This window comes from Streptomyces sp. NPDC002232, from assembly GCF_042890295.1.
In the GTDB taxonomy this organism is placed as follows: Bacteria; Actinomycetota; Actinomycetes; order Streptomycetales; family Streptomycetaceae; genus Streptomyces.
This window is the reverse complement of the sequence record NZ_JBIARV010000004.1, coordinates 537,341-556,525: the sequence shown is the minus strand read 5'-3', so window position 1 is coordinate 556,525 and position 19,185 is coordinate 537,341. Positions and strand designations below refer to the sequence as shown.

Sequence of the window (19,185 nt, the reverse complement as noted above, 5' to 3'; positions counted from 1 at the left end):
CTGCATGATGTTCACCTCCTCTCCGGGGGCGGGGGCGGCTCGGCCTGATCGGGCGCGGAAGGCAGCCCGCCGCCGAGAAACTGGAGGGACCGTCGTATGACGGCCAGGTGCTCGGCTCCGTCGTAGCCGTCGTGGCCCGAGTCCAGCCACATCACCTCGTGGGGGACACCGCCCGCGCGCAGCACGGCCAGGTACGCCTCGATCTGCTCCGGCGGGCACTTGGCGTCCCGCCGCGCGGCGACGACCAGCAGCGGGGAACGGATCGCGGCGGCGTACGAGGACGGGGAGGCGTGCGCGTAGGCGTCGGGCACCTCGTCCGGAGTGCCGCCGAACAGCGAGGTGTCCAGCGCCTGGAGGGCGGGCGTGGAGTGCCGGAAGGCGGTGGCGCAGTCGGCGAGCGGCTTGACGGCCACCCCGACGTCCCACAGGTCGGGGTGGGTGCCCATGGCCAGCAGCGTCAGATAGCCGCCCCAGGAGGTGCCGCACAGGCCCACGGCGCCGGCTCGGCCGATGCCCCGGTCCAGCAGGTCGGCGCGGGCCCGCACCAGGTCGGCGACCTGCGTGTGGCCGACGCCCTCGGACCAGGCGGAGCGCCAGCGCGGCCCGTAGCCGGTCGAGCCCCGGTAGTTGACGCGGGCCACGGCGTACCCCGAGCCGACGAGGGCCTGCACCATCGGGTCGTAGGCGTCGCGGTCGTGGTCGGCCGGGCCGCCGTGCACGAGCAGCACCAGCGGGTGCGGCGCGGGGCGGTCCGAGGGCACGGTGACGAAGGTGTGCACGGGCCCGTCGGGTCCCGGGGTCCACAGGTCCCGGCGGTGGCCGAACCGGGGAAGGCGCCACTCGCTCTGCCCCGGCAGCGACGCACCCGACAGGGACAGCGCGCGGGGCACGTTCACCGCGTCGGTCCAGATGAGGTGCACGTCGCCGCCGGCGGCGGGCGACGCGGCCAGGATGCTGCCCTCGGGGGTGGGCACCCGGGTCAGCTCGCCGCGGTCCAAGTCGGCGGTGAACAGCCTGCTGCGGCCGTGCCGGTCCTGTCGCAGCAGGACCCGCGCACTCCCCGGGCCGGGGTACCAGCGGGCGGTCGTCTCGGTGTCGAAGGAGCACCAGGGCAGCAGCTCCAGTCCGCCGCCCGGGGTCCAGACTCCCAGGTGGTAGCGGCCGGCCCGTTCGCGCATGACCAGCAGCAGCGTGCGGCCTGACGTACCGCCGAGGCCGGAAGCCGACGCGGCAGCGGGCGCGAACCCGAGCGCCCAGGTGCGTTCCGCGGTGCCGGAGAGCACCGCGGCGGTGGCACCGTCCGGGGTCAGCAGCGTCACGGCCCGTGCGGAGTGCGCGGGCCCGGACACCGCCAGCAGTCCGCCGTCCGGCGCCAGATCGCACAGGGTGGCGGAGTCCGTCGTGCGCAGGACGGAGGTGCCCCTGCCGCCGCGCCGCCCCAGGTGCACGCTGAATCCCTCGGCGCCGCGGATCCCGACGGCCACCGTGCCGCGTTCCGTCAGCGCCAGCCCGGCGGGCCGCCCGGCCGGCACCCCGGCCAGCGCCGTACGGTCCGGGCCGCCGTCGAAGTCCTGGGTGCGCCAGGCGCCGCTGCCGCCGCGGTCCTCGTCGAACCACCACACGGCCTCGTCGCCGTCGATGTCGCACAGCAGCGTGCCGTGCGGACGGTCCGTCAACTGCCGTCCGCTGCCGCTGGACCGGTCCCAGGTGAAGATCTCGCACCGGCCGTCGGCATCCCCCGTGTACACCATCCGGTCCGGGTTGCGAGGGCTGGTCACCGGCAGCACCGGGCGGTAGACGCCGTAGGTGCGGGTCGCCGTTCCCGGCGCGGGCGGTGTCACGGCGCCTCCCGGACGACGAGTGCGGACCTGGCCGTCGCGTACAGCGCCAGCCCTGCGAACGCGCCGGCGCAGCCCAGCGCGACCGAGCGGCCCCCGTACGCGGCCACCAGCACCCCGGCCAGCACCGGGGCGAGCACGGCGACGCCCTGTCCTGCCGTGCCCAGCACCGTGCCCATCCGGGCCAGCAGACGGTCGGGGGTCACCAGCACCGCCCGGGTCTGGAGCACGATCGCCACCGACGGCACGATCAGCGACACCCCGCTCAGCAGCAGCCCGTAGGCCCAGGTCTGGGAGGCGAAGGCGAGCCCGGCCGCCGTCGGCACCATGGCCCACGAGGCGCCCGTGACGATCCGGGTGGCCGGCACCCGCCGCACCAGCCACGGCGCGGCGAGCGCGCCCAGCAGCCCGCCGACGCCCGCGAGGGTGAGGATGAGGCCGATCGAGGAAGGACTCGCGCCCTCGGCGTGCGAGGCGAAGACCGCGTGGAAGTACAGCGCTCCCAGCAGGGCATTGATCCCGGCCGTCCACACGACCACGAAGCGCAGGAACGGCTCCGCCCACACGAAGCGCAGGCCCTCGGCGAGCTCACGGGTGAAGGACGCCGCGGGCCCCTCCCGTTCGGGCGTCAGGTCCGCGCGGATCGCCCGGCTCAGCACGGCCACCAGCAGGAACGACACCGCGTCCGCGAGCAGCGGCACCCACCGCGCCATCTGGTAGAGCACACCGCCCAGCGTCGGCCCGACGATCTGCACCGCCTGGTCCCGCGCCTGGAGGTACCCGATCGCCCGGGGGTACTCCTCGGGAGGCACGAGCCGCCGGATCGTCCCGGAGGCGGCCGCCCCGTAGGTGGCGCTCGCCGCCTGCTCGACGACGGCCGCGACGAGGACGAGGACGAGGACGACATGGCCGAGTGCCACCGTCACGAACACCGTGCCCGTGGCGCCCGCGGCGACCAGGGCCGCCGTGTACATCATCGGCTTGCGCGGCAACCGGTCGGCGAACACGCCCGCGATCGGCGAGACGACGAGCCCGCTGACCAGGGCCACCGAGGCGACGAGGCCGGCGAGCCCGGACGAGTATCCGGCGCCCAGGAGGATCAGCGGAAGGAACAGCGACGACGCACAGGTCCCGAGACCGTCGATGGCGCCCGCCGCCCAGAAGAGCGAGAAATCCCGTCTTCGGAAAGGAGAAGAAGGCGAGCCTTTCGATAATCGCTCGTCTTCTGCTAATTCAGGGACGGAAGACGCGGATTTCCCCTCGACCTCGCCCATCAAGAATCCCGCTCGGGGAGTAATTCTGACGCTGACGCACCCACATCGCCCCCTGCAATGAGCGGACTTACGGCCGGTGAGGGTTGCGATCGTAGCGAAGGGATTGTCGTGGCACAATACCGTCCCTGGAATGGAGTTTTCGATCAAGAAAGGACCCGGAAATGCCCGGTGACAGGTGCTTTGGTGCTGCCGTGCCGCATCGCCCGGCCGGAAATTCCGGAACGGGCGCGAGGGCGTGAGCGCGGGCCGCGCTGCCGTCGCCCGCCGGCACGTCCCGGCGTGCACTGGCCGCTGCTCCGGCGGGTGATCGTGCCTGGCCGGATGGCCCTGGCCGCCGCCACGCGGAGCCCGTACCCGCCCGCGGCGTCCACCGCGGGCGGGGGCGCCCGCGCCTCACGGAGTAACGGAGTCCCCTTCCGTTTGCGCGGCGGGACCCCGGTCGGCTGGTGGGCATCGGGGATACGGGCTCTCCGCCGAGGCAGACCAGCAGCCCCTGCCGTCACGGGGTGGCCCGATCGCCGCGGTGGTCACCCTCGGCCGCGGCAGCGGCAGGGCTTCCGTCAGCCCGTCAGCCCGACCCCCGCGCCCATCGGGCCCGTGCCGCCCGGGATCGGCGGCCTCCACCACCGCCCGCGACTACCGTCACGTACCGGTGTCCGGCGGCACCGGACCCCGCCCCCCGCTGGAACGTACGTCCCGGCGGCCGCCCATGAACTCGGCCGATCGCGCCGCTTCTTCAGCCGTCGCTTCGGCCGTCCTCCGGCGTACGGGAACGCTCGCGCGAGGCCGTCGAGCGGCTGGGGACCGGGGCACTGCTGCCGGTGTAGGAGGGGAGGTCGGCGACCAGTTTCGTGAGGTCGGGGTCGCCCGCGTAACGTCGCGCGTGAAGGTCTGCGATCTTCTCGGCGATGGCGGGGTCGTCCGTGTCCGTGGTGTCGTAGGAGACGAAGGACTCCAGCAGCGGAAGACCGATCCGGTCCGTCCGGGCATGCGAGGGCGCCATGAGGTACTCCCAGTACCCGTCGAGATCCTCGATGACGAAGACGGCGCCGTACTCGAACTCACCGCCCACGTCTCGGCCCACGACGTACTGCGTGACCGCGTCGATCGCCTCGCCCTGCTCGCGGAGACTCGCGAGGGCCTCCTCTCGCTGTGAGGCAGTGGCCGTCTCCTTGAAGGTGAAACGGTTGTGGTGGTAGATCATGTCTCTCCCCTGACGGTGTGTGAGTGCGCTTCGGCATTCGCGGGTCGGGCCGACCAGTGGGCAAGGAGCGCCGTCACCGCCTGGTCGGCCAGGTGCGAGGCGCGGTCGAAGCCGATGTCCTCGATCGTTCCGATGCCTGCCAGGCCGTGCAGCGTGGCCCACAGCAGGTCGCAGGCGTCCTCCGCGCAGGGAGGCTCGCAGGCGGTTGCGGCCGCCCACTCGCCGATCAGCTGCCTGGTGAAGGTGATGACGTCGGCGGCCGCGGCGCGGCGAGTGGAGGCGTCGATGCCCGTGCCGGGTGCGCCCGAGATCAGCTGGTACAGGCTGGGGCGCGACCGGGCGAACTCCAGGTAGGCGGCCGCCGCGAGGTGCGGGGTGCGGGAAGCCGGTCCGCGGGCCACCGCGGCCCGCATGCGGTGCGCCAGCTCGCCGTTTCCCCGCACGAGCAGCGTGTGCAGAACCGCCTCCTTGCTCGGGAAGTGCTGGTAGATCACCGGCGCGCTGTAGCCGATCTCCGTGGCGATGCGCCGGATCGTCACGGCTCCCCATCCCTCCCGCTCAGCCAAGCGGTCCGCCGTCTCCAGGATTTCGGCGTACGTCCGGCGGCGTACCTCGTCCCGCTTCCCCACCCGCAACCCCTAACGCTGTTAGGACATCTAACGTAGTTAGTGTTTGACTTCATCCCCTGCCTGTCAAGCATCGAGTGCCTGCGGGCGTTGGTGGAGGAGCACCGCGACCGCCTGGAGGAGTCGCTGCGCGCGTACGGCGCCTCGCGCGGCCGGTCCTCGCTGAGCCCCGACAAGGAGAGTTCATGGCTCGGCCGGGGCCCCGGCCGCCGTCGCATCTGCTACGCCCTCATCCCTGGGGGACTCCGCGCGGCAGCCCACGAGGTCCGGCACCACAGAGCGTGGACTGCCTCGAAAAGGATCACGGGCGTTTGACTCGGCTCATCCACCATGGCGCATCCGGCGGCGCAAACGGATCATTCACGGTTCGCCTCAGGAACCGCTCATCGAGTGGTTCGATGAGCGCCCGCAGGTCCCGTGCCGCTCTCGGAGAAAGGGCGTGCAGGAGCGTTTCCAGGACACCGCGGCACCGCTCCGGACCCGTGTCCTCGCCTGTTTCGTGGTGGTACCAGTTGTCGTACTGCGTCGTCGCCCTCGTGTACATCACGCCACGTCCAGAGCGTCGACAGATCTTCTGCCACTGCTCCAGAGCTTCGTGGGTAGCGCCGATCCACAAGCGCCGCCGCTCGAAGCGAGCGATCTCCGCCAGTGCACGGGACGACAAGCCAGGCACCGTGGCTCTGCGTTCCCATGGCCGCAGGGGTCGTGGCAGATCACGCCGGACCTGCAAAGGGCGCCTACGAGGCATGAGCCTTTCGTGTGTTGAACATGGCGACCATCATGCCCGCCGTCACGACACCCGTCATCCCTCTGCGGCGGTGACCTGCGCTCTGTGGCCGAGACGCTCAAGGAATCGAGCATCTGGACCAAACGCCGAGAAAGCGGCCAATCTGCCCAGGTCAGCGACGACCCATCAGACAAGAAGGACGAGAACCCAGGACGTCTCCCGCCGACGTCCCCGGGGAACGTCGGGCCCGCGAGGTCTGACACCCTGCACGCGGGTGGGCGTCCGTGGGCCGGCGCCCGCTTCCTGTGAGGCAGGTCACCGGAACCGGACGCGCCCGGTGGACAAGGCAGTGCGTGAACTACTCATTGCAGAACCGGATACGCGCCGGGGATCCCGAAGCGTTCAGGGAACTCTTCCGTGACCACGCCCCGCTCGTCCACCGGCACACCGTCCGCGTGACCGGTGACCGCGCCCTCGCCGAGGAGGTCGTCTCGCTGACCTTCCTGGAGGCCTGGCGGCTGCGCGAGCGGCTCCTCGACCACGAGGCAGGCCCGCGCCCGTGGCTGATGGGCATCGCCGTCAACGTGCTGCGCAACACCCGTCGCGCCGCGCGCCGCCACCAGGCGGCCCTCGGGCGCCTGCCGGTCCGTGACACCGTTCCCGACTTCGCCGACGAGCTCGTCGGACGCCTGGCCGACGCCGACCAGCTCGCCGCCGCCCAGCGGGCGTTGCGGCGGCTGCGGCGCACCGAGCGCGAGGTGTTCACCCTGTGCGTGTGGTCCGGGCTGGCGTACGCGGAGGCCGCCGCCGCCCTCGGCGTCCCCGTCGGCACCGTACGCTCGCGCCTCTCCCGCGCCCGCAGCCGCCTGCGCAAGCTCGCCGAACAGGAACTCACGAAGAACCGGGAACCGCTTCCGCGCCCCGGACAAGCACAGGGTGGCCGCACTTCCGCGGCCCGGTCGTACGAGTCGCACGAGGAGACGTACGGATGACCCGCACGTTCTGGAATCGGGCCGAGCCCATGGCCCACACGGAGCCGGACCACGCCGGGCCGGATCACGCGGAGCTCGCCCGGCTGCTGCCGGCCCCGTCGGCCCCCGAGATGTCGCCCGACCGCCAGTTGCTGTTCGAGGAGCACCTGTTGAACGAGATCCAGACGACCATCCCCCGGCCCGCGGCCGGGAAGAGGCCGCTCCGGCGTGCCCTGTTCATCGGCGTTCCGGTCACCGCCCTCGCGCTCACCGCCGCCGTCTTCACCGCCGGCACGCTGACCGGCACGGACGACGGCGCACCGGCATCGGTGGAGGCGCCCGTCGTGGCGATCGAGGCCGGCAGCACGGTTCAGCTCGCCTCGACCGCCCAGCGGATCGCCGGCGCCGCGAGCACGCGGCAGGTCCCGGAGCCCGGCCCCGGCCAGTTCATCTACGTCAGGAGTACCGTCTCCTGGCAGGCCTCCTCGTTCAACGGCGAGACCGACGAGTCCAAGACCTGGGTGCAGCCGCTGCACCAGCGCGAGATCTGGAGGTCACCCGACGCGAGCAGGGGCTGGCTCGACGAGCCCGGCTACCAGGCGAAGGGCGGCGTAGGCCTCGGCAGCGACGGCCCCCGCTCCAAGCCGGTGAACGGCAAGGACATCGAGGGCGACGCCACCCTCCGGTCCTACAACTGGCTCAAGGCCCAGCCGACCGATCCGCAGGCACTGCTGAAGACGATCTACTCGAGGCTGAGCGGCCCGCGCGACCGCGACCAGCAGGCGTTCGAGGAGATCAAGCAGCTCATCAACGAGCAGCTCGTCCCGGCCCCGACCGCGGCCGCGCTCTACCGCGCGACCGCACAGATCCCGGGCGTGGTCCTCGTCCAGAACTCCCAGGACGCCGCCGGCCGCAGCGGCCTGGCCCTGGCCCGCCTGGACGAGAAGACCGGCGAGCGCACCGAGCTGGTCTTCGACCGCACGACCTTCGCCTACCTCGGCAGCCGCGGCGTCCAGGTCAAGGAGTTCGGCGGTATCAAGCCCGGCACCGTCGTCGAGCGCACCGCCGTCCTGGAACGGGCCGTCGTGAACGCCGAAAAGGAGCGCCCCGCGAAGGGCGGCACGGCCTGAGCCCACGCCCCGGCACGGAACACCGCGGCGCCCGGGAGCCGGCTCGGTACGGAGGGCCGTCCCGGGCAGTCGCGTCGACGAAGCGGACGTCTTCTTCCTTCCACACCTTCTCCTGGCCGGGGCCGCTCGTCGTGCACGGCCCCGACCGGGGCTCAGAGGGTGAGGTGCTGCTTGGCGCCGGAGTCGTCGGCAGTCGTCTCGGGGGTGATGCCGTGCTGCTCTTCTTCGGGGCGGCCCTTCCGGGGCAGCAGGAAGGTGATCGCGAAGAAGAGCACGAGCAGACACGCCTGGACGATCAGCGCGCGGTGGAAGCCGCCGGTGAAGTCACCGGTCTCGGCCTGGCCGAAGAACACCGAGCCGAAGACCGCGACGCCGATGGAGCCGCCGACCGCCTGGACCGCCGACAGGACACCGGACGCGGATCCGATCTCGTCGTCGTCGACCGCGGCCAGGATGAAGCTGAACAGGGCGGCGATCACCATGCCGGCGCCGACGCCCGCCACCGCCACGCCGGGGACGATGTCCCAGACCGAGAACGAGGCAGTGTCGAGGCCGTCGAGCTCGAACCACAGCACGGCGGCGCCTGCCAGCTGGACCAGCGGTCCGATCTGGAGCACCTTGCGGCCGATCCTGTCGGCGAGGAACGCGCCGCTGATGGCGCCGCCGATCGCGGTTCCCACGGCGAGGGGCAGGTTGCCGAGTCCCGCTTCGCCGGCGGTGAAGTGGTGGCCGATCTGGAGAAACAGGGTCAGGACGAGCTGGGTGCCGACGAGTCCGCCGAAGAACAGGGCGATGCCGCCGAGGCCGACGGTGAAGGCGGGTTTACGAAGCAGGCCCGGGGTCACCAGCGGATCGCGGCCCGCGGCGGCCGTGCGGCGCTGTTGGAGGGCGAAGAGGGCGAACCCGATGGCCGAGGCGGCCATGGACAGCCACGTCCACAGCGGCCAGCCGTTCTCCTGCCCCTGGTTGAGCGGCAGCACGAGCAGGGCGCAGGAGGCCACGATCAGCGCGGCGCCGGTCATGTCGACCCGCACGGTGCGGTCGCCCGCCTTCTTGGGCACGAACGTCGCGGCGACGATCAAGGCCGCGATTCCGATGGGCAGGTTGATCAGGAACACCGACCGCCAGCCCAGGCCGAAGAAGTCGCCCTCGACGAGGAAGCCGCCCAGGACCGGGCCGATGATGCCGCCCAGGCCGAGGACGGGTCCGAAGATCGCGAAGACCTTGGTGAGTTCGGGGCCAGAGAAGTTCTCCCGCAGCAGGCCCAGGCCCTGGGGCAGCAGCATCGCTCCGGCGATGCCCTGCAACAGGCGGAAGGCGATCAGCGACTCGATGTTCGGCGCGATGGCGCACAGCAGCGAGGCCGTGGTGAAGGACGCGAGGCCGATCAGGAACATCCGGCGCCGCCCGTAGCGGTCGCCGAGCCGGCCGCCGAGTACGAGCCCGGCACCCAGGGTGAGGGCATAGCCGCCGATCACCCACTGTAGTCCGACGGATCCGGCGCCGAGGGATCTCTCGAGGTCCGGTCCTGCGACGTTGACGATCGAGGCGTCCAGGAGATCCATGATCTCCGCGACGATCATCACCGCCAGGATCAGCCATCGCCACCGGTAGGGCTCGGTCGTCTCCACGGGGGTGGGGGACGGGTCACGCATTCCTGATACCTCCATGGTGAAGTAATTCCACCATGAAGGTAAAATGATGGCGGTAGGTTGTCAAAGCGGAGTAGCCGTGCGGACCGCGTGACGCGGAGGGACAGGGAAGGGCTGAGCCGTGGAGGAAGCAATGCGCGACGGCGTCGCGGAGCAGCGTGAGCGGCTGATGGAGTCGCTGAGGATCTACGGCGGTCACTACGCCGAGCTCAGCCGGCGCTTCGCCGCCTGGCTGGGCCTGCACTCCACGGACGCGACCGCGGTCCTGGAGATCGCCGCCGCCGAGGAGCGCGGCGCCCCCCTGTCGCCGGCGCGGCTGAGCGAGCGGATCTCGCTGTCCACGGGCGCCACCACCGCCCTGCTGAACCGCCTCGAAGCGGCCGGACACATCTCGCGGGCCCGCGAGCACTCCGACCGGCGCATCGTCACCCTGCGCAGTGGCGGGCACGTCCAGGAGAGGGCGGACGAGTTCTTCGGCCCGCTCGCCCACCGCCTCGACGCCGCGATGTCGCCCTACCCGCCCCAGTTCCTGGAACAGGTCGAAGCGTTCATCGCCGACCTGAACACCACCATGGACAGCCACCTCGCGGAACAGGACGCAGTGGCACCGCGCTCCCCCACCCTCCCTGATGGACGAACTCCCTGACCGGCTCGCTCCCAGCCGGCTCATCCTCACCCGCTGCTCCTCTTCGCCCGCGCACCGCCCTGCGCACCCGAGGGGCGGCCGCCTTCGCGACGGCGGAAGACTCGTACGCGACCGGGGATCGCGAAACACGCCCTCGCGCAGTCGCGACGACAGCCACGGCGAAGCCAAGTAGCCCTCGACCCAGGATCGACGCAGGAGAGACCCAGGTCAGCCAACCCGCCCCCGGGCCTTCAGCGGAGTTGTCGAAGGGCACGGGATGTCGCCAACTTCCTCCAGCGCGGACGTCTCCGGTGCCACTATGTGTTCTCAACCGGCGTGGGCCGCTCCGCCGGTCGTGCGCGAGGGGGAGAGACGATGGCGGATGAGCCGTCCGCGCCGTTGGACGTCGGAAAGCTCCTCGTCGGCCCGCGGCTCCCGATGGGGGAACGGTCGGCGCCCCGCCAGGCCCTGTTGTCGACCGCACAGCCCGCACTCGCGTACCTGCGCGGGAGGATCGCCGCTGAGGACGTGGCCGCGCTCCGTCTCGTGCGGGACGGGACGACCCAGGTCCACACGCTCATGACGCCCCGCGCGGCAGCGCGGACCACCGTCGCCGACCTGGCGGACCATCCGCCCTTCCGCCCGGCGAGGGACGCGGAGCCGGGGGTCGTGCAGGCGCTTCGCGCGTCCGCCGCGCTCGGGCTCGCCCTCGTCGACGACCTGGACGGTGCCGCGGCACAACTGACCGCAGGCATCCTCTGGCTCGACAAGTCCTGGGCTCGGCTACCGTCCCCCGACGGGCCGGTGGAGGGCCTCCTCCGCTCCTTACCGTCCGGTGGTGCCGGTCACCCCGCGCGGATCCGGCGCCTGCTCGACGGCCTCGGGCCACCGGACCGGGACGCGTCGCTGCCCCTGCTGCTGTGGTTGCTGACACTCGACGGCGCACTGCCCGAGCCCAGGCCCGTGGCATCGGCGAGCGTGCTGTTCGACGGCGGGAACACCGGAGTGCGCGGCGCACTGAGCGTGGCGGTGCTTCCGGAGGGGCCGCCCGCGCTCGTGCCCGATCCTCGCACCATGTCGGGCTTCCGGGCCGACGAGAAGTTCCACGCCTCGCTGCGTCATGCCTGGATCGCGGCGGGCGGCGATGTGCGGGGAACCGTCCTCTGGTCGCTCACCGACGACGAGGGGGTCACGGCGATGGCCACCGACCCCTCACTGGGCTGCGCCTTCGCCGTACTCCTGCACGCGGTGAGGCGAGCTCAGAGCGGACGCGTGCGTCGCCTCACGACCGGCTGGCGGCGGCTCAACCCCCGGATCGCCCTGATCGGCGCGCTCGACGGGAGCACGGAGGGCCGGCTGACCTCGGTGGGCGGCTACGAGGCGAAGCTCAGCGTCGTCGACAACGGACAGACCGTCGTCCTCCCCCACGAGGACCGGCTGCGGGCTCTGGAGGCCTGGGAGGGCGACCGCTCGGCCCGGTTGAGACCCGTCCACACCATCGCAGAGGCGGCCAAGGCCGCCCACACCGTGGACATGCCGGCCGTCCTGCGGTCTCTCCGGCCGGTCATCGCGGTCCTGCTCGCGCTGGCAGTCATCGGCCTCGGAGCGACGTACGCGCAGTACCTGCGCGGCGAGACGAAGGACCGTCAGAAGCGCGCAGCCGACCTCGTGGCCAAGGCGATGACCCGGCGCGGCAGCGAGCCGAGGCTGGCCGGGCTGCTCGCGCTGGCCGCGCAGCGGATCGCAGCCGACACCCCTAACGCCGAGCAGGCCATGCGGGACGTCCTGGAGGCCAACTCGGGGCTCCGGATCTCCTGGAAGGCCAGCCCCGGCAGCGTGGACAGCGTCGCCGTCGACGACGCGCGGGACCGGGTGTACACGACCGGGAGCGATCCCTACCTCAAGTCCTGGGACCTGCGGACCGGCAAGCCACTGGGATTCGTGAAGGGGGAGTTCGGCGGGCTGGTGTTCGGCCCCAAGAGCGGCATGCTCGCCGCTCGCGGGAAGGACGGCACCCTCCTGTTCTCGGCCCAGGGCGCCGTTCCCAAGCTGCTCGGAGCCCTCCCCGGCCCCACCTGCGCGGGCCCGGACACGTACCCGGTGGCGACCGCGTTCACCGAGAGCGGGAGCCGGCTGGTCGAGGTGCGCAACGACGGGACGATCGTCCAGTACGACCTGCTCACGCGCGAGCAGTCCGCCTGCCACAGGGCCGGTCCGGGCGGTGACACGCGGAACCGGTGGAGCGTCGTCGACGCCGCGCTGGCGACGAGCCCCTGGGTCTCGGGGCAGCTTCCGGCCGAGGAGCGGGCCGTACTGCTCCTCGACGACAACACGGTGGTCTCGGTCGGCCTGGACAGCCACAAGGTCCAGGCCGAGATCGAGAACCAGGACATCCCGGGCCGGGCCACCGCCATCGGGGCCGACGACGGTCTCGTGATGCTGGCCACCCCGGGCGGAGTGCTGGCCTGGGACCGGGTGAGGAAGCGTCCACTCGACTATCCCGTCGGCGGACTGGCCGACTCGCCGAAGGTCCTGATCGGGCACGGCGGGAGCGTCGTCATCGCGGGTGACGAGGGCGCCGCGCTGATCCCCCTGGGCACCGGCGGCGACGCGGCCGCCAGCCGGGGCCTGGAAAGGCCGCGCGGAGGGGCGACCGGGGCGGCCGCGATCGGCGAGAGCTTCACCGTGGTCACGGCCGGACGAGACGGCTGGGTCGGCGTCCTGGACCGGCGTCCCGGACCACTCGGGCTCCTCCCTGGAGAGGCGTCGAGCACCGCCACGTTCGACTCGGACGGATCCCTGCTGCTCACGGACGTCAGCGGCAACCTCTCCTACGGTCTTCAGCGCATCCGGCCGGGCCCGCTCGCCTACCAGCAGGACCCGGCGATGGCCGAGTACCCGATCCTGACGGAGTATCCGGCATCCGGCCACTTCATCAACGACGCGGCCTCCTCCCCCGCGTTCGTGGCCGCCGCGGGTCAGTTCCGGGGCGCCTCGCACATCGTCGTGTGGAAGCGGGACGGAACCTGGCTGAAGGATCTCCGCCCCCCGAACGCCGACCAGGGCACCAGCTCCCATCGCATCGCCGTCGGCGTGGGGTTCGTACCGGACAAGGAACTCCTCGTGGCCCGGCACGTCGACGGTCCCCTGTACCTGTGGTCCACCCGCACCTGGAAGCCGCTGGGCACCGTGGCGCTCGGCGCGAGCGAAGGGCTCGGTTTCACCCTGCACGAGAGCCGGCCGCTCGCCCTCGCCCTGGAGCGGCCCGGTGCCGCGGACGCCCGTCTCGTCCTCGTCGACCTCGTCACCCGCACCACCCGGGCCGTGGACACCCCACGGGTCCACCGATTCGCCTGGAGCCGGGACGGGAAGCGGGTGGCCCTCCTCGGTCTCGACAACACCGTGCGGTTCCTCGACGCCGACCTGCACGGGACAGGAGCTCCGCTGCGCCTCACGGGCGCGGTGACCGAACCGTCCTCGATCGCCCTGTCGCCCGACGGTGCGCGGGTCGCGGTCGGGTACGGCGACCGCGTCACCGTGCGGGACACCGGCACCGGCGACCCGCTCCTGCCGGAACTCCAGGTCTCCGGGACCGACCGCATCATTCATCTGCGCTGGTCCCCCGACGGCCAGGTGCTGGCCGGGATCACCCGTTCGTCCGTGGGCCGGGAGGGCGACCGGCCCGCCGGTCCGGTGGAGCTCTGGCGGGTGGGCTCCGTCGACTGGGGCGAGGTGCTGTGCCGTTGGACCGGTTCCGGACTCACCGAAGAGGAATGGAAAGAGTTCGTCGCCCCTGAGCCGTACGTCGATCTGTGCGCCGAGAAGAAGTGAGACCGTCATGGCACCCGTACGTCCTTCCGGTCCCGGCCCTGCCTCCCCGCACGACCCGTCGCTCCCGCTCCGGGAACCGGCCGGACCATCGGGCCACCCCGCCTCCGCCCGTACTCCGGTCGGCCCGGCCGTCCGGCGGAGCGCCTCAGGTGAGGCCAGGCCGCGCCCGGAGCACCGGGGCGGACGACGTTTCCGGCGGCTGGTGGCCCTCGTCCTCGCGGGGACGATCGCCGCGGTCGGCTGCACGGCGGACGACGACGCTCCCCCGGCCGGGCCCCGCCCCGCCACCGGCGCGCCCGGTGCGGAACCGGAACACGCCCACCCGGTGCTGGCCTTCGTCCAGCCGCGGAAACGGACCGTGATGCTGGCGGACGCGGCGGGCCGCACATGGCTCGCCGCCCGGACCGGGGCCGCGCCGCCCACCAAGGTCGTCTGGTCGCCCGACGCCCGCCGCCTGGCCTGGCTGGACGAGGAGAGCTCGGGAGGCACGGGTGAGATCCACATCTACGACGTGGCCACGGGCAAGCCCTACTCCCAGGCCTGCCCCTGCCACGGCCTCGGCTTCCTCGGCGAGGACCTGGCGACCCTGGCGGCCGACGGCTCCTCCCTCGCCCTGTTCCCTCCGGGCTTCCCGGCGGAGCCCGCGCGCCGCGTGCCGCTCAGCGCGGGCCGCGGCGCGTACGCCCGGCTCGCGGCGGGCGGACCCGCTGACGTCGTCGTCTTCGCCCCGCTGCCCGAGGGCCCGGGCGTCACCCGGGGGCAGGGAACCCTGGCCGCCATCGACCGGCGCGGCACCGTTCGCGAGCTGCTGCCGGCGAAGCGCCCCTCGACGTTCACCGACGCTCTGCGCTCCCCCGACGGCAAGGCCCTCGCGTGGGGCACCGCCGACAGCGGCGGCGCCTGCTGGACCCGGTCGACCCTGCTCACCCACTCCGGTCGTACCGCCACGGACCCGGTCCGGAACCTGCCGGACGACCTCCCCTTCCGCCGGGCCCTGATCGGCGACCGACAGCGCACGGTGTCCTCCTTCGCCTGGGCCGGCGACGGGGTCACCGTGACCTACGGCCCCCTCCAGAGCTGCCAAGTCCTGGGTCCCGACAGGTTCGTGTCGTACTACGTGCGGGACGGCGCCCGGACGTTCCTCGGCACCGGCATGCTCGGGATCGCGCTCGGCGCCGACGGGCGGGTGGCCAGGCTCGCCGGGGACGCGTCCTCCCTGGGTCTGACCCGGGCGCCGTCCGGAGTCGCCGACTACACCGGGACCCTGACCCTGACCTCGTCGGACCGGAACCACACCCTGGCCCAGGGAGTGTCCGCGTTCACGTTCACCCCTGCCGAGAGCGCGGCCGCCCGGCGACCGGCCGCCGCCCCGCAGCCACCGGCCCCCGCGGTGACCTCCGTGGACGACCACGGCAAGCACCTGCCGGACGCCGTGATCCGACTGGCGCGCCGGATCGAGGAGGCGGCCGTACGCGGCGACACCGCCGGGTTGGTCGCCCTCTGCGGCACCTGCGGTGCGGGGGTGCACGAGTGGATCCGCGGCGAGGACGGTCCCGCAGCCGTCCTGCGCGCCATCCGCACACACCCCGGACGCAACGGCGCCGAGGGTCTGATGTATCCGGGGCTGAGCAGCTGCGTGGACGAGCCCGGACAGGACATCACCTGCACACCACAACAGCTCCGGGACGTCGCCCTGCTCGGCGCGCGCCCCGACGAGAGCAACGTGGACTACGGCGGGGTCGTCTACAACACGTGGGGCGGCGGCCTTGTCAAGGTACCGCTCCTCTTCCGGACGGACGCGAAGGGAGAAGCCCTGTGGACCGGACTGGCGGCGGGCTGAACGACCGGCTGACCGGGGACTCGGGAGTGCCGGCCCCCAGAGCGCCGGAGCGGGAAGCGGGGACAGCGGAGGCCGGTGAGCGGGCGGCCGAGGCCCGGAGCACCGGGGAGCAGGTGACCGGGGAGGTGTCGCCGCGCCCCGGGCCGGGGCCGATCATGACCGGCGATGTCGTGGACGACCGTCGGGTCCTCGGCTTCGGCCACCGCGTCGGCCCCCTGCCCCGCACCCAGGGCGCCGGACACGCGGCGGACCGGCTCGGGGACCGCCTGCTGCTCGACGGCGACGAGGACGCGAGCGGACCGCCCGAGCGGAGCGCCGACCCGACCGACCATCCCACGCTGGTACGCGCGGGCCGGGCGCCGAACCACCAGCTGGACGACCGGCACGTGCTCGGGGCGAGCGACATCGGTCCCGGACTCGTCGCGTCCCTCGACGGACTGCTGTACGGTCCGGAGGCCCCCGGCTACCTCGGCAACCTCGTGGACCGGCTCGCCTCGGACGGTCACGGCGTCTGGCTGGCGGGAGGAGCACCCCGCGACCTCGTCGCGGGCGGTGTCCCCGAGGCGGTACGCGACCTGGACGCCACCGGCACCGCTCCGGCGGGCGTCTTCCTGCGCGCGGTCGACGCGGTGCTCGCCCTGGACGGCGACAGTGCCGAACTCCCGCCCCGCTTCAGCCCTCGGTCCCTGGTCTGCTCCGTCCTCACCGTCCACCGCGACCGGCGGACCCTGGAGTACCGGGGCCTCGGACTCACCGGCCTGCCCTATCCGGCGACGGGAACCGACCTGAAGGAGGACGCCCGCCAGCGTGACCTCACCGTCAACACCCTGCTGTACGACCCCGTGCGACAGCGCGTACTGGACCCGCTCGGACACGCCCTCGCCGACCTCGGACACGGCACGGAGCGGCCACGGCGTCACCTACGGCTGGTCCCGCCCGGACGCCCCGGGGATCCCGTCACCTGCGCCGAACTCCTGCTGCGCGCGGCGAAGTTCCTGATCCGCTGGGAGACGAGGCCCGGCCTCGACACCGACGGGCTGCTCGCCTGGGTGCGCGAACTCCCCGCGGACCTTCCGGCGCGCATCGACGCACGCGACACCGGCCCGGACGAATGGCTCCGGCTCGCGACGCTCTGGGAGGCGTGGGTTCCGGGCGGTCCGACAACCGCCCAGGTCGAGTCGCTGCGCGCGTTCGGGCCGGCCGCGTCCGGGCTGCTCGACAGGCTCTCCACGCCCGACCGGCGGATCGACGCCGCCCCACCCGGCGGATCGGACGGACCGGAGACGCGTGACACGCCTGAGGGCCACCACGACCACGGCCCTGGGGTCCAGCCGGCCCCGACCGCCCGGCCGGACCGGAGCGGAGCCGTCTGATGCCGCGAACCGGCGGCGCATCCCACCCCGTGCACCGCCCGCTCAGTGGCTGGGTCGCGCGGCTGAACCCGGGGACCACCCCTGGCGCACCAGGACACCTCGGCCCCATCAACGACGGTGACGAACGAGCAGACGCCCGGACCTCCGCGCGCTTCCTCACCCCCGGTTGGACCCGCGCGGCCGCAGCCGTGCGGCAGCCGGCGGGCGACCCCGTACGCGCCCTGGCCCTGCGGGCCCCGGACGACTCGCTGGTGGTCGAACTCGACGACCGGGGCGCACCGGTGGAGGTCTCGGCGAACGGCGCCGAACTCGTCGCGCGGTTCGAGGAACGGTGGTCCGCCCCTCCCGCCGACACCACGACCGTGGAGCGGCTGACCGGCGAAAGCCTGGAGTTGCGGTACTTCCTGCTGCACCGGCTCGACCGGGAGACCACCGCCCCCGCGACCGTCTTCCACTGCCTGCCGTGGCACCGGGTCGAGACCGCCGCCCGCGCGACCGCGGCACTCCTCGACGAGGCCGGCCCACCGTCCGCCGCGTTCCCCGCCCCGGACGGTCCCCTGCGCCACTGGTTCACCCCCGCCGCCACCTCGCTCGCCGGACCGCTGTCCGTCCTCGAATCCGGACTGCGTACGCAACGCCCCGGACCGTGGTTCGGCCGGGAGGCGTCCGCCCTGATCGCCGGGCTGCTGGCGGCCGATCCGCACCGGCTCCCCACACCGACCCGCGCCGCACTGGCCGGGCTCGCCCTCCGCATGGGCGCGGACCCGGTCCTCCATCACAGCGCACGGCTCGCCGCCGCCCGGCTGAGCGCCCCGGAGCCCCGTGCGGCCGACCACCTCGCCCTCCTGGCGCGACTCGACTCCACCTTCGTCCTCCGCGCCGCCGACGACGACGAGGACGGGCCGACATCCGTCTCTCTGGGGCAGGGGCCGGTCGAAGCGGAGGTGACCGTCACACGAGGGGGCCGGGTGACCGTCGAGCTGGAGATCGATCCCGCCGCGACGGAGGTGTCTGGGGCCCTCGCCGGCCGCCGAGCGGACGCGGCCGAGGGGCCCGCGTGCTACCCGGTGCGGCTCGCCCCGGCGGGCGTCGCCGCCGGAGCACCCGGCGGCGATCGCTACTGGATGCTGCTGGACCGCGTCGGCCCCGTCCTGCACGGCCGGATCGCCGCGCCCGCGCCCACCGGCGGGTTCGACGTGGATCTGGACGGGCCCCCGCTCCCCCTGTTGTTCCTCGACCGGGTACCGGCGGCGGAGCTGCTCGCCTCGCTGCGGGCCAACGAAGCGATCGGTGCGGAGCGTTGGCACGAGCTGGTCGACGGACTGCCGGCCCGTCATCCCGCCCACGCCGCGCTGGCCACCTACGAGGAGGAACTGCCCCCGTAGTATCGGTCGTTCCGCCTCCTGACCCAGCATGGCCGGATACCGTGAGCGGGTGGAGACCACACCAGGCGACACAGAGACGGCCCCGACCACCCACGGCCTGGAGGACCCTCCGGGCGGGACAGCGGCGTCCGGCGCCGACGGGGGCGAGAGGCGTCTGCGTTCCGTCGACGCCGAGTTCCGCCGGCTGGAGGAGAGCGCCATGTGGAGCGCGCAGTGCCAGTTCGAGGAGGGCAAGCGCTGGCGGGCGACCCACTGGCTCCTCGGCCTGCCCGCGACACTGCTCGCCGCCATCGCCGGGACGACCGCCCTCGTCGAGTCCACGGGCGCGACGGCGGCCGGCATCCTGGCCCTTCTGTCGGCGGGCCTCGGGGCGGTCCTCACCACCGTGAACGCACCTCAGAGAGCGACGCAGGCCATCACCGCGGCCAATGCCTATCTGGCGATCCAGACGGCCGCACGGCAGCACCGCGAGATCGATCTCCCCGACTGGAGTCCCGTCGAGGCCCGCGCGGCGCTGGCCGCCCTGACCACCCGCCGCGACGAGCAGAACGCCACCGCCGAGCCGCCCAGCCGCCGCGCGTACCGCAAGGCCCGGGCCAACATGGGGGCGGGCGGACAGACCTATTCCGTCGACCGGACGCCTTCCCCGTGACCAGAGCGGCCGCTCGCTGCCGCCGACGACGCCCCCGCCGGTGGGCCCTGGACGCCC

13 protein-coding genes are annotated in these 19,185 nt (G+C 73.1%); 8 read left to right on the top strand and 5 right to left on the bottom strand.

What is annotated here, in order from left to right; all coding sequences use genetic code 11:
* Positions 1-11: 11 nt before the first annotated feature.
* The 4 genes from ACFYXU_RS20390 to ACFYXU_RS20375 form a co-directional block, all read right to left on the bottom strand.
* Positions 12-1,841, bottom strand: coding sequence for a prolyl oligopeptidase family serine peptidase (locus ACFYXU_RS20390; RefSeq protein ID WP_389459072.1), 1,830 nt, complete (start codon positions 1,839-1,841; stop codon positions 12-14).
* Positions 1,838-3,112, bottom strand: coding sequence for an MFS transporter (locus ACFYXU_RS20385; RefSeq protein WP_389459069.1), 1,275 nt, complete (start codon positions 3,110-3,112; stop codon positions 1,838-1,840). The genes ACFYXU_RS20390 and ACFYXU_RS20385 overlap by 4 nt, the downstream gene beginning before the upstream one ends.
* Positions 3,113-3,848: 736 nt before the next feature.
* The gene (locus ACFYXU_RS20380) at positions 3,849-4,316 is read right to left on the bottom strand and encodes a Dabb family protein (protein WP_376513609.1); all 468 of its coding nucleotides are present in this window, start codon (positions 4,314-4,316) and stop codon (positions 3,849-3,851) included.
* Complete coding sequence (locus tag ACFYXU_RS20375) at positions 4,313-4,945, bottom strand: TetR/AcrR family transcriptional regulator (protein WP_389459067.1); 633 nt, start codon at positions 4,943-4,945, stop codon at positions 4,313-4,315. Before ACFYXU_RS20375 ends, ACFYXU_RS20380 begins: the two co-directional genes overlap by 4 nt.
* Positions 4,946-6,022: 1,077 nt before the next feature.
* Between ACFYXU_RS20375 and ACFYXU_RS20370 the strand changes: the two genes are divergently transcribed.
* On the top strand, positions 6,023-6,661 hold the full coding sequence (locus ACFYXU_RS20370; protein WP_389459065.1) for an RNA polymerase sigma factor: 639 nt from the start codon (positions 6,023-6,025) through the stop codon (positions 6,659-6,661).
* Positions 6,658-7,770, top strand: coding sequence for a CU044_5270 family protein (locus ACFYXU_RS20365; RefSeq protein ID WP_389459063.1), 1,113 nt, complete (start codon positions 6,658-6,660; stop codon positions 7,768-7,770). Before ACFYXU_RS20370 ends, ACFYXU_RS20365 begins: the two co-directional genes overlap by 4 nt.
* 152 nt (positions 7,771-7,922) lie before the next feature.
* Here the strand turns inward: ACFYXU_RS20365 and ACFYXU_RS20360 are convergent, their stop codons facing one another.
* The gene (locus tag ACFYXU_RS20360; RefSeq protein ID WP_389459060.1) at positions 7,923-9,425 is read right to left on the bottom strand and encodes an MFS transporter; all 1,503 of its coding nucleotides are present in this window, start codon (positions 9,423-9,425) and stop codon (positions 7,923-7,925) included.
* Positions 9,426-9,555: 130 nt separating this feature from the next.
* On the opposite strand from ACFYXU_RS20360, the gene ACFYXU_RS20355 reads away from it, so the two are divergent.
* The 6 genes from ACFYXU_RS20355 to ACFYXU_RS20330 all read left to right on the top strand — a co-directional run bounded on the left by ACFYXU_RS20355 (position 9,556) and on the right by ACFYXU_RS20330 (position 19,128).
* On the top strand, positions 9,556-10,068 hold the full coding sequence (locus ACFYXU_RS20355) for a MarR family winged helix-turn-helix transcriptional regulator (protein ID WP_389459058.1): 513 nt from the start codon (positions 9,556-9,558) through the stop codon (positions 10,066-10,068).
* Between the two features lie 354 nt (positions 10,069-10,422).
* Positions 10,423-13,878 (top strand): hypothetical protein, encoded by a 3,456-nt coding sequence (locus tag ACFYXU_RS20350; RefSeq protein WP_389459056.1) that lies wholly within the window; start codon positions 10,423-10,425, stop codon positions 13,876-13,878.
* A gap of 202 nt (positions 13,879-14,080) precedes the next feature.
* A complete protein-coding gene (locus ACFYXU_RS20345; protein WP_389459054.1) occupies positions 14,081-15,718 on the top strand; it encodes a hypothetical protein in 1,638 nt (545 codons plus the stop codon).
* A complete protein-coding gene (locus tag ACFYXU_RS20340) occupies positions 15,694-17,091 on the top strand; it encodes a hypothetical protein (RefSeq protein WP_389459052.1) in 1,398 nt (465 codons plus the stop codon). The genes ACFYXU_RS20345 and ACFYXU_RS20340 overlap by 25 nt, the downstream gene beginning before the upstream one ends.
* Positions 17,091-18,476: a hypothetical protein gene (locus ACFYXU_RS20335; RefSeq protein WP_389459050.1), complete on the top strand. Its 1,386-nt coding sequence runs from the start codon at positions 17,091-17,093 to the stop codon at positions 18,474-18,476. Before ACFYXU_RS20340 ends, ACFYXU_RS20335 begins: the two co-directional genes overlap by 1 nt.
* 49 nt (positions 18,477-18,525) lie before the next feature.
* Positions 18,526-19,128, top strand: a complete 603-nt coding sequence (locus ACFYXU_RS20330; protein WP_389405871.1) for an SLATT domain-containing protein — start codon at positions 18,526-18,528, stop codon at positions 19,126-19,128.
* The last annotated feature ends 57 nt before the right edge of the window (positions 19,129-19,185 follow it).

Coding starts and splice junctions, on each gene's coding strand:
- ACFYXU_RS20385 (WP_389459069.1), bottom strand. CDS start 3,112: ATGGGCGAGGTCGAGGGGAAATCCGCGTCTTCCGTCCCTGAATTAGCA.
- ACFYXU_RS20380 (WP_376513609.1), bottom strand. CDS start 4,316: ATGATCTACCACCACAACCGTTTCACCTTCAAGGAGACGGCCACTGCC.
- ACFYXU_RS20365 (WP_389459063.1), top strand. CDS start 6,658: ATGACCCGCACGTTCTGGAATCGGGCCGAGCCCATGGCCCACACGGAG.
- ACFYXU_RS20360 (WP_389459060.1), bottom strand. CDS start 9,425: ATGCGTGACCCGTCCCCCACCCCCGTGGAGACGACCGAGCCCTACCGG.
- ACFYXU_RS20355 (WP_389459058.1), top strand. CDS start 9,556: ATGCGCGACGGCGTCGCGGAGCAGCGTGAGCGGCTGATGGAGTCGCTG.
- ACFYXU_RS20350 (WP_389459056.1), top strand. CDS start 10,423: ATGGCGGATGAGCCGTCCGCGCCGTTGGACGTCGGAAAGCTCCTCGTC.
- ACFYXU_RS20335 (WP_389459050.1), top strand. CDS start 17,091: ATGCCGCGAACCGGCGGCGCATCCCACCCCGTGCACCGCCCGCTCAGT.